Raw genomic sequence first — 17,342 nt, forward strand, 5'->3', positions numbered from 1 at the left:
CGCTTCTCGATTCCTGATCCACATTCTCGACAGCTCCTCGCGGGTTAACATCTGCGGATGAAGCTCGGCGAATACATGTCCATGGATGCCGTGTCGTTGGCAGAAGCCGTTCGTACCCGGCAGGTAACTGCGCGCGAACTTCTCGATCTCGCACGTGAGCGAGCCTCCGCGGTGAACGGCAAGCTGAACGCCATCGTGTCGACGTTGGACGTGGCCGACGCGCGGGCCGACGACACCTCGCTCAGCGGACCTCTGGCGGGTGTACCGTTTTTGATCAAGGATCTTCTCCAGGAGTACAAGGGTTATCCGACGTCGTACGGTTCGCGATCCCTGGCCCATCACGTCGCTACCGATCACGCCCTGGTGACTCAGCGATTTCTCGACGCAGGCCTGGTGATCTTCGGGAAGACCAACACTCCGGAGCTGGGTGCGAAGGGCGTAACCGAACCCGACTATTGGGGGGCTGCCCACAACCCATGGAACCTCACTCGGACGCCCGGCGGTTCTTCGGGTGGATCCGGCGCCGCCGTGGCTGCTGGGATTGTGCCCGCAGCCGGCGCCAACGATGGTGGCGGTTCGATTCGGATCCCCGCGGCGTGCAACGGTCTCGTCGGCCTGAAGCTCAGTCGAGGTCTCTCTCCTTACGGTCCGCAGACCGGAGAGATCATGTTCGGAATGGTGACGCAGGGGGTGGTCAGCAGAACTGTGCGCGACAGCGCTGCGCTGTACGACGCAGTTGTCGGCCCTGATCCGAACTCGGACTACCAAGCTGCATTTCCAGCGCAAGCATTCTCGAGGGATCTCGATCGAGCCCCGTCCCCGCTACGAATTGGTTGGTCCTCGTCCTCGGCGGTCAATCCGGAACCGCACCGGGAGGCTGTCGAGGCGGTGGAGCGTACCGCCGAACTACTCGCCGGTTTGGGGCACCACGTCGAGCAGGTAACGCCGCCATACGACGACTGGGCGCTCTCGCGCGACTTCCTGACGATCTGGTTCGCTCAGGTGCACGCGCAGATTGCGGATATCAAAAGACGAACTGGCGCAAGCGATTCCGATTTCGAGGCTGACACTGTGGCAATTGCGGAGTTCGGTCGTTCGAGTGGTTTGCTTGCCCTGATCGAGGCGTTGGAACGAACGACGTCGCACATCCGGTCACTCAGCGCTTTCCACGAGCGTTTCGACTACCTGCTCACTCCGACGTTGGCAACTCCCCCTCTGCGAGTAGGCGCCACCTCCACCTCGTCGTTGGTGCAGCGAACCGCTCGTCTCGTCAGCAAGGTTCGCGGTGGAAAACTCATGGCACTCAGCGGGGTGCTGGACGACGTCGTCGAGGACAGCCTCGGGTGGGTCCCTTATACCCAGTTGGCCAATCTCACTGGCCGCCCCGCGATCAGCGTTCCTCTGCATTGGACCGAGGACGGGCTGCCACTGGGTGTGCAGTTCGTCGGAAAATTGGGATCCGACGGTGAACTACTCCGGCTCGCGGCTCAGCTCGAGGAAGCGCAACCGTGGATTCAGCGATTCCCCGCTCCTGCAGGGTGAACTCGTGACCGCGCTACCCGCGGTACCGAGCACAGTCGGTACCGCGGGTCAGTGAGTCAGAGTTCGAACTCGGCCGGGTCTATGCCGACGGCGAAGCAGGCGTTGCGCACTGCGTTCTTCTCGTGATCATCGAACAGTCCGTCTGCGCCACCGATGATGATGCCGATCTGAATGACTGCTCGGGCTTGCTCCGGCTTGGTCTTCAACTTGCCGATGGTGGCAGTGGCTTCCACTTTGCCGAAGTCGAAATCACCGTTCAGCTTGTCGCAATACCAGTCGAACTTCTGCCGCAGTTCGTCGGCAGGGAACACCTTCAAGGCTTCGTTGCTGGCAATGAGCGATGCCGTCTTCTGCCGTTCGGCCGGATCTATGGTGCCATCCGCTGCGGCGATGAGAGCGCACATCGCCATGCTGCCGTTGGCGAATTCTTTGTTCTTGAACTGGACGGTCTTGGTCTGCAACTGCCCGTTCAGCTCTTGGGCCTTCGACTTGAGTTGGTCCCAGAAAGCCATGGATCTCCTTCGTTCGGCGTCGCACCGTTCGCGCGATCGACTCCATTGTCCACACCTTGGTCCGAAGTGTCCGAATCGATGAACCCAACTGGCCTCGGTGAGCCCTACCTCAACCGTTCGGCGTCTTTCGCTCTGGCTAGAAGTTCGACGCACAGTTGCGCGAGTTCTTCGGCGGTCGCACCTTCCTGCACAGCAATCGCGACGTCTTCGGCCGCACATCGGACCTCGAACGTGCGGTCGATCAGTGCCGACGCCTCATCGGCCGACAATACGACGGCATCTTCCGGGATGGATGTGCCCTTCACGGCGCTGCGGTGCTCGTAAGCTCGCTGCCGGCACGACTGACGGCAGTATCTCCGCCGTCGACCCATTCCGGAGTCGGCGACCTCGCGTCCGCACCATGCGCACGCATGAACTCGACGAGACGACACCGGCATGTACCGAGCCTAACGGTGCGGGACGGTAGAATGACCACGGACTGGCGCCGACAGAGACTTCTCGCGTGTCGATACGGGAACGAACGACGCGGTACAGACGTTGACATATTTGTGAGTTGCAGGTGGGCATCACTCGCCCCGCGCAAAATCGCATGCACTATGAGGAGAGGACTTCACAATGGCAGACCGCGTACTACGGGGTAGCCGTCTCGGTGCTGTGAGCTACGAGACCGACCGCGATCATGATCTCGCGCCTCGCCGGGTCGCCCGGTATCGCTGCGACAACGGTGAAGAGTTCGACATCCCGTTCGCCGACGAAGCCGAGATTCCCGGTACTTGGGCGTGCAAGAACGGCCTCGAGGGTTCACTCCTCGAAGGAACGGCACCGGAGGCCAAGAAGGTAAAGCCTCCGCGTACTCACTGGGACATGCTCCTCGAGCGCCGTTCCGTGGAAGAGCTCGAAGAGCTTCTCAAGGAACGGATGGACCTACTGAAGGTCAAGCGCCGCGGCGCTTGACGTCGAGTGCACGGGCACTCGACCGAGATGAAGTAGCTCCGCTAGCTTTGCGCCGAACGAATGGAAACATTCGTTCGGCGCATTTTTTTGCCACGCTTCATACGGTGGGTTTGTTTTCGGCAACCACGTATTTCGAATCGACTACGAATGAACAATTTCTTCACGGACGCCATCCCATCTTCGTCGTGTGATGGAAGGATTGCCCCCTGGGCCGGGCCTGCGTTCGATCAGCGCAATCGGTCCATATGTCGGGATCGGCAATGCACAATCGGCAATGCACAATCGGTAGCGATCAGCGGTAACAGCTTGCCGAGAATTGTCGATGTATATGTCGACCCAGCAGGTGGAAACGCAGTAGGTGGAAACGCAGCTTTCGAAGATGAACGCGGCATCCACGGCAGAGCGAGAGGGGCGGCACCACGTGAACGGGGATTCCGAAAATCTTTTGAGCTCGCTGCGCGAGGAACTGGATGCGGTCGATCACCGTCTTCTGGATTCGATTCGTGACCGGATCGATATCTGCGCGCGTGTCGCGCGCGTCAAGCGTGAGTTCGAAATTCCGATGATGCAACCGGGCCGCGTCGGGGTCGTTCAGGAAAGAGCCCGCCAGTTCGCACGTAGCAATGATCTATCGGAGGACTTCCTCACCTCGGTGTACAAGTTGTTGATCGCAGAGGCATGTCGTGTCGAAGACCTCATCATCGAATCGGACTCCCCCACCCAGCGCGCCGCGTCCGACGCGCAGCATCGTTAGGTGATGGCCATGGCAGTACGCACGTTGCTCATCGACAATTACGACTCGTTCACCTACAACCTCTACAGCCTGTTGGCAGAGGTGAACGGCGCGCCGCCAGTGGTCGTCAAGAATGACGTGCCCTGGGAGTCCATCGATTTCGGCAACTTCGACAATGTCGTCGTGTCTCCGGGGCCGGGACGCCCGATGACCGCACACGATCTCGGCATCAGCGCACGCGCAATCGAGGAAGGTGAGCTACCGATACTCGGCGTGTGCCTGGGCCATCAGGCGATATGTCATCTGCTCGGTGGCGTGGTCGATCTTGCACCCACGCCGATGCACGGTCGAATTTCGGAAGTCGTCCATACCGGTGACGATCTGTTCGAGGGAATTCCGTCACCGTATTCGGTAGTGCGATATCACTCGTTGCTGACAGTGGAAGTGCCCGACGAACTCGAAGCCTTCGCGTGGACCCATGATGGCCTGGTGATGGCTGTTCGTCACCGCACCCGACCGATCTGGGGAGTGCAGTTTCATCCGGAGTCGATCAGTACCGACTACGGCCGCGAATTGCTGGCCAACTTTCGGGATCTCACGGTGGCTCGCAAGCCCAGAGCATCGACCGGCCTTCCGACTCGATCACCGTACTCGATCGAGACTCACTGTATAGACGGCGAATTCGATACCGAGCGAGCATTCTCTGCGCTGTTCGCGAGTGGACCCAACAGCTTCTGGCTCGACGGCAGCGCCGCGGTAGAGCCGAATTCACAATTCACCATAATGGGGGACTGCTCTGGTCCGCTGGCGGAGTACGTTACGTACCGAGTAGCCGAGGGACAGGTCAGAGTCGAAAGCAGCGACGGATCGGTCGAAACCATCGATTCGACCTTCTTCGCGTACCTCGACCGCCAACTGCGTGATCGTGCAACTCCCTCACTCGAACACCTGCCCTTTGCATTCGGACTCGGCTACGTCGGTTACTTGGGTTACGAACTCAAAGCCGATGTCGGCGGGCAGCTCGTTCATACAGCACCGACCCCGGACGCCTCGATGGTTTTCGCTGACCGCGCCGTAGTCTTCGACCATGCAGGACGGCAGTGCTATGTCATGGCCCTCATCCGGGATCGAGCGGAGACAGAAACTGCAAAGTGGTTCGCATCGGTCGAGCACTCATTGAGATCACTTGGCCACGAGGACAAGGAGGTTCCGGACATACAGGAGCCGCTGATCGCTCCACTTGTGCAGAACGACTTGCCTCTTCGCCACAACCATGCGAAGTATCTGGACCTGATCGAACAGTGTCTGGCCGAAATCCGGTCCGGAGAGACATACGAAGTGTGCCTGACCAATACCGCGACGTTCCCCGGTCCGATCGATGCGCTCGGTACCTATTCCTATCTGCGCGAAATCAATCCCACGCCCTACAGCGCATTTCTCGGCTTCGCTGATCTGTCGGTTTCAAGCGCATCACCGGAGCGGTTCTTGCGTATCGACGCCGATCGAATCGTCGAATCGAAGCCGATCAAGGGGACACGCCCGCGCGGTGAAAGCGCTGAACAAGATGCCGAACTCCGGGCTGATCTTCTCGACAACGAGAAAGACAAGGCCGAGAATCTGATGATTGTCGACCTCGTCCGCAATGATCTTGCCCGCGTGTGCATCCCGGGTTCGGTACATGTCCCTAAATTGTTCGACGTCGAAACCTACGCGCCGGTACACCAATTGGTGTCCACAGTGCGAGGCCGACTACGCGATGACGCCTCTGCCGTCGACTGCATCAGCGCCGCATTTCCCGGTGGCTCGATGACAGGAGCGCCGAAAATTCGAACGATGGCCATAATCGATAAGTTGGAAGACGGTCCGCGCGGGGTCTATTCCGGAGCGATCGGATACTTGTCGGTGACGGGCACCGCCGACTTCTCGATTGTGATTCGAACCATCGTCTCCACCGAGCACGAGGTCACGTTCGGAGTCGGTGGAGCCATCGTTGCGCTGTCGGACCCGGAAGAGGAATTCGAGGAGACGATGGTCAAAGCAGTCTCGATGCGAAGGGCGCTGGGCCGCCGGCCTGAGGGACGAAGCTAACTGTTCCGCCCCTCAGGCCTCGGTTCCATCAGGGAGTAGCGAAGTACTCGAACACCGCTGGTTGAACCTGCGGGTTGGCATTGAGTGTTCCGATGACCGATCCCGCCACGACGCCGATGGCAGTTCCGATGATGCACCCGGAAATGAAGTTCGGAAAGATCGATACGCATCCGATGGCGAATCCGAGGGCTGCACCCACGGCGGTACCGATTGCGCCACCGTTGGCATAGCCGATAGCGATTTGGTTCAGTGCATTGTCGAGTGCAGCTTGCTTGGTGATCGGGCCCGCCACGTCGGTCACGAGCGAGGCTGCCGGTTGTGGCGTGAGCAACAATTGTCGACTGCCGAGTACGGCGGGAGCTATCGAATACGACGTACCGTTGACGGTGTAAGCCAATGGCAAGGCGGCCAGGACGTTACCGGATGCACCGATCACCTGAACTTGCTCAGAAGTTGCGTCGATACGAAACGCGCCTGAATCGAGAATGGTACTGACAGCGCCATCCGGTAGAACGGAAGTTTGGTAATTCACCGTTTCGTTCGCTGCGACCGGATCGGCATATGCCGTGCCGCCCCCGACCGCAATCGTCACTGATGTCGTAACAAGCACCGCAGCAAATGTTGCCGTTACTGACTTGATCCGCTTCACAGGCATCCCCAGACCGTAGTTCGACGAATTGTTTGTTTTGTCTCTGCGATGGTATTCGGTACTACCCGATTCGTGTGCTCAATACAGGTTTTCATCGAGATAGCTTTCCAATACTGTGCCGATTTCCGCGAGCACCTGCGGTTCGATCATCTGATTGTGGGCGCAGTCGATCTCATGTATTCGCACTTTTCCGGTCACAAATTCATTCCATTGCGCCGGGTCGCGAGAAACTCCATCGCCGGAGCCCTGTGCAGCGGAGAAGAACAGAACGTTTCCATCGAAGACATCAGGCACGAAGCGATTCATGATTGTCGTCGAGTTGCCGAATCCGTCGTTGATCCGTTCCAGATGCTGCGGAGTCACACCGGTCTTCTGGCCGAAGGATTCGTTCAGAAGTTCCACCGCGCTCTCGTAGTTCAGCGGTGCGTCCGACTCCTGGGGCCCGACATCGAGACCGAGCCCTGCAAGCAACTCCTCGACGGTGAGGCGGCCTCCGACAGCCTCGTCGGGGTCGATCACATAACTGTCCAGGATCGTCAAGGACTCGACGATGGCTTCGTCTCGTCGAAGTTCGACCGCGACCGCATGTGCGATCGCACCGCCGAGTGACCAACCGAGAAGGTTGTACGGACCTGACGGCTGAACTTTCCGAATTTCCTCGACGTAGCGGTGTGCGAGAGCCTGAATCGACTCGAAGGCACCACCTTCGGAAATGCTCGGAAGCTGAAGACCGTACACAGGCCGATCGGCCGCGAGGTGTCGAACGATTCCGGAGTAACCCCAGGACAGTCCGATGCCGGGGTGAACACAGAACAGAGGTGCTCCGCTTCCCTGCCCACGGAGTGGGATCACTACCGCGAATGCACTGTCGAGAGCAGACGACGAGCTTTCGGCAGAGTCGATTCGGGCGGCAAGCCCAGCCGCAGTCGGGTCCAGGAACAACGCTTGCAGAGGTACGCGAACACCCGTCGCGATCTCCAGCGCAGGTACGACGCGTGTTGCCACCAACGACGTGCCTCCGAGGTCGAAGAAGTTGTCGTCGACGCCGACGGTGTCGACTCCGAGAATCTCGATGAAGACCTCGATTACGGAGGCTTCTGTCGCCGAGGACGGTGCGCGGTAGGCGACCGTCGCCCCGGTCAGTTCCGGCACCGGCAACGCTCGACGGTCCAACTTACCGACGGGAGTGAGCGGAATCTCGTCGAGAACCACGAGTGCTGTTGGGACCATGTGCCGCGGAAGCGATTCGCCGACGAACTCGAGCAGCGTGGCTGTAGTTACCGAGTGCCCGTCGGCAATCCGAATGTACGACACCAGGACGGTGTCACCGGACGGCGCGGTATGACCGATGGTCGCCGCGAACCCGACGGCGCCGTGCGCGGTGAGCGCGGCATCGATCTCACCGAGTTCGATCCGGAACCCGCGAACCTTGACTTGAAAATCGCTGCGGCCGACGAACTCGATCGTGTGGCCAGCAGTCCAGCGAACTACGTCTCCCGTGCGATACATACGTTCGCCCGGTTCGCCGAATGGATCTGCGACGAACCGTTCCGACGTCAAGGCGAAACGAGAGAGGTAGCCGCGAGCAGTTCCTGGTCCGGCAATGTAGAGCTCTCCTGCCACGCCGGCTGGAACCGGACGTAGGCGTGCGTCGAGGACCGAGTAGCGGAAGCCGATCGCCGGCCGACCCACGTTGATCACCTGACCGGGGACCAGTGGACCACCCACGCTTGCCTGGATCGAAGTCTCGGTCGGGCCGTATCCGTTGAACATTTTCCTGCCGGGTGCCCATCGAGCGACTAGTTCGGGCGTGCACGCTTCTCCGCCGACTGCGAGAACACCGACGTCGGTAAGCCGGTCACCGTCGATGGAGGACAGCGCAGCCGGGGTGAGGAAAGCATGAGTGACGCCGGATTGCTCGAGCAGATCTGCCAGATCGTCGCCACCGAAGATTCCGGGCGGAACGATGACGACAGTGGCTCCCACACCGAAGGCCATGATGAGTTCGTAGATCGAGGCATCGAAGCTCGGGGACGCGATATGGGAGATCCGCGACTTCATGTTCGGGTGGAACCGGTGCGTGACTTCTTTTTCCAGATTGGCCAGACCACGGTGCCGTACGGCAACGCCCTTGGGTCGTCCTGTCGAGCCCGAGGTGTAGATCAGGTAGGCGGGATGATCGAGCCGCAGGGTCGACGTCCTATCGGCGTCGGTGACCTCCTCGGTCGGATAACGCTGTGCATCGTCGACGAATTCGGGATCGTCGATGACGAGCCACGGAATCGTGTCTGGAAGTTGGTCACGGTATTCGGCGACAGTGATACCGATCGGTGCTTTCGAGTCGGTGAGCATATGAGCGATGCGATCGGAAGGATAGTTCGGGTCCACCGGAAGGAAGGCCGCACCGGACTTGGTCACCGACCACATCGACACGACCGATTCGATCGACCTCGGCAGGGCAAGTGCGACGAACGACTCGGGACCCAGGCCGAAGTCGATCAACATGCGCGCGATACGCGTAGACAGATCGTCGAGATCTCGGTAGGAGATGCTGGTGTCCCGAAATTCCAACGCGATGCCGTCGGGATTCAAAAATGCCTCTGTCGTGAGCATCTGCGGCCAGGTCTGCTCCTGTACACCGTCATCGCCGCGTGCCGGAGCCAAATTCGGGCGCTCTGTGGGTTCGAGTATGTCCACGTCACCGATCGGTGAAGCGGGGTCGAGGGTGACCGAATCCAGTATCCGAACGAAGCGATCGGCGAAGGACTCGACCGTCGCGGGATCGAACAGCGACGTCGCGAAGTCGAATGCAGCTTCGATACCTGCAGGCTGACCGGACTCGTCGAATGTCTCCGAGAGCAGCAACTGTAAGTCCTGTTTCGCGACAGGAACATCGAAGTCGAATCCTTCGACGGTGAGCGACGGCAATTCCAGACGTGCCTTGGTGTTGTTCTGGAACGACAATGCGACCTGCGACAACGGAGAGTATGCCGTCGATCGTGCCGGATTGAGGACTTCGACGACACGCTCGAACGGGATTTCGGTGTGACCGAAAGCTTCGAGATCGGCGTCCACAACCCGACCGAGCAGCGACTCGAACGATTCGGCGCCATCGACGACAGTTCGAAGTACGAGAGTGTTGACGAACATCCCGATCAGGTCGTCGAGTGCTGCTTCGCCTCTGCCAGCCACCGGAGTGGTGATAGCGATATCCTCTGTGCCGCTGAGGCGGGCGAGGGTCGCGGCAAACGCACCGTGCACGACCATGAACATCGTGGCGTTCCGCTCGCGGACGAATTCCGTCATGCGCCGGTGGACCGCCTTGTCGATGGAGAACACGACGCGTCCTCCGCGGAAGTCCTGCATGTTCGGCCGTGGACGATCCGTCGGGAGCGGAAGCAAGTCGGGCACTCCGCGAAGTGTCGTGCGCCAGAAATCCAATTGTCCGCCTGCGATGCTGGCGGGGTCCTTTTCGTCGCCGAGTAGTTCGCGCTGCCAGAGCGTGTAGTCCGCGTATTGCACGGGCAACGGTGCCCATGCGGGCGCACTCGAGGCAGTCCGAGCGGAGTAGGCGATCATCACGTCGCGGGCGAGAGGGGCCATCGAGGCTCCATCCGCCGCGATGTGGTGTACCACGACGGCGAGCACATGGGTGGGTTCGGCCGATGACTCGATTCGATACAACGCAAGACGAATCGGGATCTCGGTGGTGACGTCGAACCCGGTCCCGGCGATCGTGCCGATGGCATCGCGAAGGTCCCCTCCGGCAATGGAGACCACCGAAACAGCAGGAACGACGTCCTCGGTTCGGTGGATCCGTTGTTCGGGTATCACACCGTCGGACGGGAATGTCGTCCGCAAGGATTCGTGCCGATCGAGCAGGTCCGTCACTGCCAGTTCGAGGGCCGCCAGGTCGAGTTCTCCGGTCAAGCGCACCACAAGTGGCACGTTGTACGCGGGCGAGGTCGGATCGAAAGTGTTGATGAACCACATGCGCTGTTGCGCGAGCGACAGCGGGATCCGCTCGGGGCGATCGACGGCGCGCAGGAGTGGGCGGTCACCAGCAGGCGAGGACGTTCTGATGGCCGCAGCCAATCCCGCGACTGTGGGCGTTTCGAAGATTGCTCGAACTCCCAGTCCCGCACCGCTCGCGGCATTGATTCGCGCGATCACTCGGGTGGCCGACAAGGAATCTCCACCCAGATCGAAGAAGCTGTCGAGGGCGCCGACGCGTTCGATTCCGAGAGTCTCTTCGAACACGGTCGCAACCGTGGCTTCGTGCGCGTTCCGAGGCTCGATGTATGTTCCTGCATCCGAACCGAATTCGGGCTCGGGTAGTGCCCGGCGGTCCAGCTTGCCGACCGGTGTCAGCGGTATCTCGGCAAGTTGCATGAAAAGTGACGGCACCATGTGGCTGGGAAGGCTCGCCGACGCATGTGCCGTCAGTTCTGCACTGTCGATCTCCGAAGTGCGCTCGGAAGCGCGGACATATGCGACCAGAACTGTGGCACCAGAGGGTGATTGCGATCCTACGGTCGCCACGAAGTCGACGGCCGGGTGGGTGGAGAGCACGGCGTCGATCTCGCCGAGCTCGATGCGGAACCCGCGCACCTTTACCTGGAAATCGCTGCGCCCGATGTATTGGACGGTGCGCTCGGGTGTCCAGCGAACGACGTCCCCGGTGCGGTACATACGAGCGCCGGCCGAGCCGAACGGGTTTGCCACGAAGCGTTCGGAAGTCAGTGCTCCTCGTGCGTGATAGCCACGTGCCAGCCCTGCGCCTGCAAGATACAACTCACCCGGTACGCCGACAGGGACGGGCTGCATCCTGGTGTCGAGTACCACTTCGTACACCGCGCGGATGGGACCACCGATTGTCAGCGCCGACTCGGCATCCAACGGGTCGCTGATGTTCGACATGATCGTCGTCTCGGTCGGACCGTAGCCGTTGAACAAGTTACGTCCGGGCGCCCAGGCTGCGACCAACTCGGCGGGAACCGCCTCGCCGCCGACAACCACGTGCTGGAACGAGTCGAGACCGGCAGGATCCACCGAGGCGAGAACTGCCGGGGTGAGGAAACCGTGGGTGACTTTCTCGGACGCGAGAATGTTCGTGAGTTCATCACCGCCGTAAACGGTCGGAGGGACGATGACCATGGTCGCGCCCACTCCGAATGCCAGTAAGTACTCGAGCACGGAGGCATCGAAGCTGGGAGAGGACACATGCAGAGTCCGCGACTGTGGGGTGATCTCGTATCGCTCGGACTGCTCGAGAGCGAAGTTGTCGAGACCGGTATGCGTTACTACAACGCCCTTGGGCAGTCCGGTCGAACCGGAGGTGTAGATGGCGTAGGCGATGCTGCCGAGCGCGATCCCGGTGACCCGCTCGTCCTCGCGGAGCGGCGCCGAAGAGTAATCGTCGAGTTCTGCCGTGGTCTGTGCGTCGTCGAGAACGATCCATGCACCTCCACCGGCCAGTATCTCCGGCAGTCCGGACATATCGGCCTGCATGGTCAGGCCGAAGTGTGCATCCGAGTCGCTGACCATGTGGTCGATACGATCCCGCGGATATGCGGGATCCACTGGGACGAAGGCGGCACCGGACTTTGCGACAGCCCAGACGGACACGACGGATTCGATCGACCGTGGAAGGCCGATGGCTACGAACGATTCTGCGGACACCCCGCGTGTCAACAGCAGTCTGGCCAGTCGAGTGGACTGCCGATCCAGTTCGCCGTATGTCATTGTCCTGTCGGCGAATCGAAGTGCGATGTGCTCAGGATCGAGTGCGGCCGCCTGCTCCAAAATGTGCGGCAACAATCTGCTCGAGCCACCCTTGGCGCCGACGACGGGAGCCAAGGAAGCATGTTCGATGTCGTCGAGCAGGCAAACCCGTGCCAATGGGCTGCGATCGTCGGTGAGGACGGCATAGAGCACCCGCTCGACGCGGGCGACGATCCGATCGATCTGTTCTGCGCTGAAGAGATCGGGCAGATACTTCGCCTTCAAGTGAAGGCGATCATCAACGGAGGCAACGAGAGTCAGCGGATAATGCGCGGCGTCCGCACCCAGGACGTCGGCCACCTTCATTCCCGCGATATCGGTCTCCTCCGACAATCCCGCGCGGTCGACCGGATAGGACTCGAAGACGGTCAGGGTGTCGAACGAGACGCCCGGGCCTGCTGCGCGCTGAATATCGGTCAGACCCAGATAGTGATGGTCCAGCAAAGCTGCCTGTTCCACCTGCACCCGATCGATGAGGTCACCGATCGGTTCGGCTGGGTTCAGCGTGATGCGCACAGGCAAGGTGTTGATGAACAGGCCGATCATCGACTCGATGCCGTTGACCTCCGGTGGCCTGCCGGACACTGTGGCGCCGAAGACGACGTCGGTGCGACCGGTCAGTGCGGCGAGTACCACGCCCCAAGCGCTCTGGACGACGGTATTGAGCGTCGAGCCGTGCTGTGCTGCGAAATCTCGAAGCGCCGCAGTGGTCTCCAGTGACAACGATCGAGATCTCTCCACCGAAGTCGTCGAGAGATGGCGGCCACGATCTGCATCGGCGAGAAGCGTGGGTTCTTCGACGCCTGCCAGAGCACGCGTCCATTCTGCAGTGGACAGCGAAGAATCGCGGGTGTGCATCCACGCCAGGTAGTCGCGATACGCGGGTACGCGAGGCAACATCGAATCGTCACCCGCGGTGGCGTACAGCGTCAGCAGTTCCTTGATGAGCAGAGGTGTCGACCATCCGTCGAGCAGGATGTGGTGGTTGGTCATCAACAGACGCCACTCCCCCTCGGCCTTGGTGATCAACGTGAATCGGAGAAGTGGAGCACGGTCCAGTGCGAATCGCGTGGCGCGGTCGGTTTCGAGAACGCGGTCGAAAGCGGCATCGCTGTCGACTTCGCCGCGCAGATCGACGTGGCTCCATGGGACCCGAATGCCCGTTTGAACAACCTGTACGGATTCCCCGTCTGCGTTGTGTACGAACGCAGTTCGAAGGTTGGCGTGGCGATCGAGCAAGGTCTGCGCCGCAGCATTCATCCGATCGACGTCCACGATGCCGCGCAACTCCAACCCGAGTTGCACCATGTAGGCGTCGACACCTGTATCGACGCTCTGGTCGACCTCACCCGCCAGCCGGGCGTGGAACAGCAGCCCGGCCTGCAACGGCGACATCGACCAGACATCAGCGAGGGCAGGAAAGCGTGCCTCGAGCTCGGCGATGGTCGCCTGATCGATATCGACCAAATCCAGATCCGACGGGGTGAAACCGCCCGCATTCGACGTCGTGGCGTGCGTCGTCAACGCGGTCAGCGCCGCAACCCACAGTTCGATCAGTCGGTCCACCTCGTGCGAGGCGAGAACACCGGCCGGATAGGCGAAAGTGGCGTCCAGAACCGGGCCTGTCGGTGTCGCGTTCGTGACGGCGTTGATGTCCAGAACAGCTGGAACCGGCATGTTCGGGTTCTGTGCGTCGCCCAACGTTGTGTCCGACACCGGAATCCATCCGACATCCTGCATGTTTTCCGAAGAACCGGTGGCGAAGCGCCCCAGGTAGTTGAAGCTGACCTGTGGCCGGGCGAACCCGCCCAGGACAGTTCTTCCTTCCTCGGTCAGATACCGCAGCATGCCGTAGCCGATGCCATGATCCGGGATCTCCAGCAGCTGTTCTTTCACTGATTTGATGGCATCGCCGGCCGCGAGTCCCCCTTCGAGGACGTCGTCGAGATCGATTCCAGTCAGACCCAGGCGCACCGGGAAGATAGTGGTGAACCATCCGACGGTCCGTCCGAGATCTGCACCCGGCACGACGCCGTCTTCACGACCATGGCCTTCCAAAGTGACAAGGGCATTGTCGGCAGTCGAGCCCTGCTCACGTCGCCAGACAGTCAGTGCCACAGCGAGACCGGTCAGTAGTCCGTCGTTGACGCTGCCATGGAATTTCTCCGGGAGAGTCGTCAGAAGGTGTTCGGTGACAGTCGTCGGCAACGACACTCTGATGCGTTCGACGGTGGCGTCGACGTCCACGGCCGGATCCAGGACCCGTGAACCGATGACCTCGTCGGCGCCGGCGAGCATGCCCTGCCAGAGCGGCAACTCGTCCGTACGCGTCTCGGCGGCCCCGGCGAGACCTGTTGCCCATCGACGCATCGAGGTTCCGGTCTCGGGCAGTGCGGGTTCGGTACCGGCCACTGCATGTGCCCAAGCCGAAGCCAGGTCCGGGACGAGGATGCGCCAGGACACCCCATCGATCACCAGGTGATGCGCGACGATGAGAAGACGACCACGGCCCGAGCCGTCGGCGAACCAGACCAGCTGAATCATTCGACCGACCGTCGGATCGAGACGATCCGCTGCAGAGTCCAATTCGAGCGCGGCACGGGTGGAGAACTCGGTTCCTTCGATCGAGTCGACTTCGACCCGGTGGATGATCGACGAAGCCTCTACCGATCCGACCGGCTCCACCGTTTCCGACCACACACCGTCGTCGTTCCGGTACAGGCGCGCACGGAGCATGTCGTGGGTGTCCAGCACGGTCTGAACAGTCGTGTGGAGAATCCGTTGCTCGATCTGCGCGGGCAGTTGAAGCAGCGCAGTCTGGGTGTATCGACCGAACTCTTCGCTGCGCTCGAGCATCCACTGCACGACCGGGGTCAGCGGAAGGTCGCCGACTCCCCCACCCGGCAACTCCTCGAGGACGACAGTGTCGGAGTCCTCGGCCCGGCGAGCTACTTCGGCCAGTGCCGCAACGCTCTTACGCTCGAACACGTCTCGCGGAGCGATGACCAATCCTGCTGCCTTGGCGCGCGAGACCAGCTGGATCGACATGATGCTGTCGCCACCGAGTGCGAAGAACGAGTCGTTCACTCCGACTGCATCCAGCCCGAGAACCTCGGCGAACAACGATGCAAGGCTTTCTTCGATCGGCGTCGCAGGTGCCCGGCTCAATGTGACACCGGCGGCGAAGTCCGGTGCGGGCAGAGCTCGGCGATCGAGTTTTCCGTTGGCCGTCAACGGAAGTGCATCGAGGACCATGACTGCGGCGGGCACCATGTACGACGTCAGCGTCCCGCTTACGAACTCCAGGATCGACGAAGTGTCCACGGTTCGGCCTGCTTCCGGAACGACATAGCCGACAAGGCGATCGCCTGCCCCGTCGTCGCGTACCGAGACCACCGATTGAGCGACGCCGTCGTAGCTGGACAACGCAGCCTCGATCTCGCCCAGTTCGATTCGGAATCCGTGTAGCTGGATCTGCATGTCACTTCGGCCGAGGTACTCGAGTTGGCCGGCGCGGTTCCACCGAGCGGTGTCACCGGTGCGATACATCCGAGTTCCCGCACTGCTGTCGGGGTCCGCGACGAACCGTGTCGACGTCAGAGCTGTTCGACCGAGGTACCCGCGTGAAAGTTGTGCACCGGACACATACATCTCGCCGGTGACGCCAGGAGGAACCAGACCCAAGCGTCGATCACGCACGGACACAGTCAATCCGGGGATAGCCTGCCCGATGACGCTTGCGGACGCAGACGCGGCGAACTCCTCGTCGAGCGGCAGATAAGTGACATGCACGGTGGTTTCGGTGATTCCGTACATATTCACCAGAGTGGGTGAATCGTCGGCATGTCGGTCATACCAACGACCGAGTTGACCGAGATCGAGTGCCTCGCCGCCGAAGATCACGTAGCGCAACGCCAGTGCATCGGAATCGGTAGGCGCCGTGCGGTCCGCCTCGGCGAATTGGTAGAACGCCGTCGGTGTCTGATTGAGCACGGTGACCTGTTCGGCAACCAGTAGCTCACGGAACAGTTCCGGCGAGCGCGCCGTGTAGTAGTCGACTACTACCAGCTTGCCGCCGTACAGCAACGGCCCCCAGAGCTCCCACACGGAGAAGTCGAAAGCGTAGGAGTGGAACATCGTCCACACATCGGATTCGTCGAAACCGAACTTTCCGATGGTGTTCTCGAAGAGTGTCGCGACGGTGGCGTGCGTAACTTGAACGCCCTTGGGCCGACCGGTGCTACCGGAGGTGTAGATGACGTATGCGACCGAGTCCGGCCTGGCGTCGCCGACGCGATCGCGCGAAGTCAGCGGTGCCGTCGATAGCGAGTCCACAGTCGTAACGGTTGCGGTGTCGTCGATCAGCACTGTTGCGAGAGCGTCGGCGGGAACCGATTCCACGTCCCGAGTCGTCGACACGACACAGACGGGCCGAGCATCGTCGAGCATGAACGCAAGTCGGTCTGCCGGATAGGTGACGTCGACGGGGAGGTATCCGCCACCGGCCTTCAGTACCGCCAGCAGTACGACGATCAACTCGGCAGTCCGCGGCATGGCAACTGCTACAAGCGCTTCCGGACCCACCCCGACCGAGATCAGGTGGCGTGCAAGCTGGTTCGCGCGGGCATCGAGTTGAGCGTAGGAATACTCGGCTTCACCGTCTACGACGGCCGTGGAGTCGGGGAAGCGGCGAACCGCAGACTCGAACCGCGCGGTCAGGGTCTCGCTCGACGGCAGTGTTCCTGGGTGATTCCACTCGGACTGCATGGCGACGATTTCTGCAGGATCGACTATCGCAATATCACCGATTGTGATCTGCGGGTCGTCGGTCACGGCCTCGACGATCGAGGCCAATCTGTCTACAAAGCTATGCACTGTCTCACCGTCGAAGAGATCGACAGCATAAGTGAGAGCAGCGGATATGCCTGTGGGAGAGCCGGATTCGTCGAAACTCTCGGACACGGTCAGCTGCAGGTCGAACTTGGCGACCCCGGCATCGAAGTCGAGAGCACTCACCTCGAGGCCGGGTAGTTCGAGGTGTGCGCTCTGGTTGTTCTGGAATTCCAATAAGACCTGGAAC

The 17,342-nt window shown here is 61.0% G+C and carries 8 protein-coding genes; 4 read left to right on the forward strand and 4 right to left on the reverse strand.

The window, feature by feature from the left end; all coding sequences use genetic code 11:
- Window positions 1–57 precede the first annotated feature (57 nt).
- Entirely contained in the window at window positions 58–1,542 is a 1,485-nt protein-coding gene (locus BJD99_RS02005) for an amidase (RefSeq protein WP_084345138.1), read from the forward strand.
- A 56-nt stretch (window positions 1,543–1,598) separates the two neighbouring features.
- Here BJD99_RS02005 and BJD99_RS02010 read toward each other — a convergent pair whose 3' ends face one another.
- Window positions 1,599–2,054 (reverse strand): tellurite resistance TerB family protein, encoded by a 456-nt coding sequence (locus tag BJD99_RS02010; RefSeq protein WP_084345139.1) that lies wholly within the window; start codon window positions 2,052–2,054, stop codon window positions 1,599–1,601.
- A 104-nt stretch (window positions 2,055–2,158) separates the two neighbouring features.
- Window positions 2,159–2,491 (reverse strand): hypothetical protein, encoded by a 333-nt coding sequence (locus BJD99_RS02015; protein ID WP_084345140.1) that lies wholly within the window; start codon window positions 2,489–2,491, stop codon window positions 2,159–2,161.
- 178 nt (window positions 2,492–2,669) lie between these two features.
- On the opposite strand from BJD99_RS02015, the gene BJD99_RS02020 reads away from it, so the two are divergent.
- The 3 genes from BJD99_RS02020 to pabB all read left to right on the forward strand — a co-directional run bounded on the left by BJD99_RS02020 (window position 2,670) and on the right by pabB (window position 5,829).
- Window positions 2,670–3,008: an RNA polymerase-binding protein RbpA gene (locus BJD99_RS02020; RefSeq protein ID WP_084345141.1), complete on the forward strand. Its 339-nt coding sequence runs from the start codon at window positions 2,670–2,672 to the stop codon at window positions 3,006–3,008.
- 379 nt (window positions 3,009–3,387) lie between these two features.
- A complete protein-coding gene (locus tag BJD99_RS02025; RefSeq protein WP_084345145.1) occupies window positions 3,388–3,762 on the forward strand; it encodes a chorismate mutase in 375 nt (124 codons plus the stop codon).
- 9 nt (window positions 3,763–3,771) lie between these two features.
- Window positions 3,772–5,829: an aminodeoxychorismate synthase component I gene (pabB, locus tag BJD99_RS02030; protein ID WP_084345146.1), complete on the forward strand. Its 2,058-nt coding sequence runs from the start codon at window positions 3,772–3,774 to the stop codon at window positions 5,827–5,829.
- A 28-nt stretch (window positions 5,830–5,857) separates the two neighbouring features.
- On the opposite strand, the gene BJD99_RS02035 is transcribed toward pabB, so the two are convergent.
- Together BJD99_RS02035 and BJD99_RS02040 are read right to left on the reverse strand one after the other, a co-directional pair.
- On the reverse strand, window positions 5,858–6,484 hold the full coding sequence (locus BJD99_RS02035; RefSeq protein ID WP_256895338.1) for a hypothetical protein: 627 nt from the start codon (window positions 6,482–6,484) through the stop codon (window positions 5,858–5,860).
- A 72-nt stretch (window positions 6,485–6,556) separates the two neighbouring features.
- Window positions 6,557–17,342 (reverse strand): amino acid adenylation domain-containing protein (locus BJD99_RS02040; RefSeq protein WP_084345148.1); only part of this gene is annotated, 10,786 nt, incomplete at its 5' end.

Source organism: Rhodococcus sp. 1163, from assembly GCF_002091985.1.
In the GTDB taxonomy this organism is placed as follows: Bacteria; Actinomycetota; Actinomycetes; order Mycobacteriales; family Mycobacteriaceae; genus Rhodococcoides.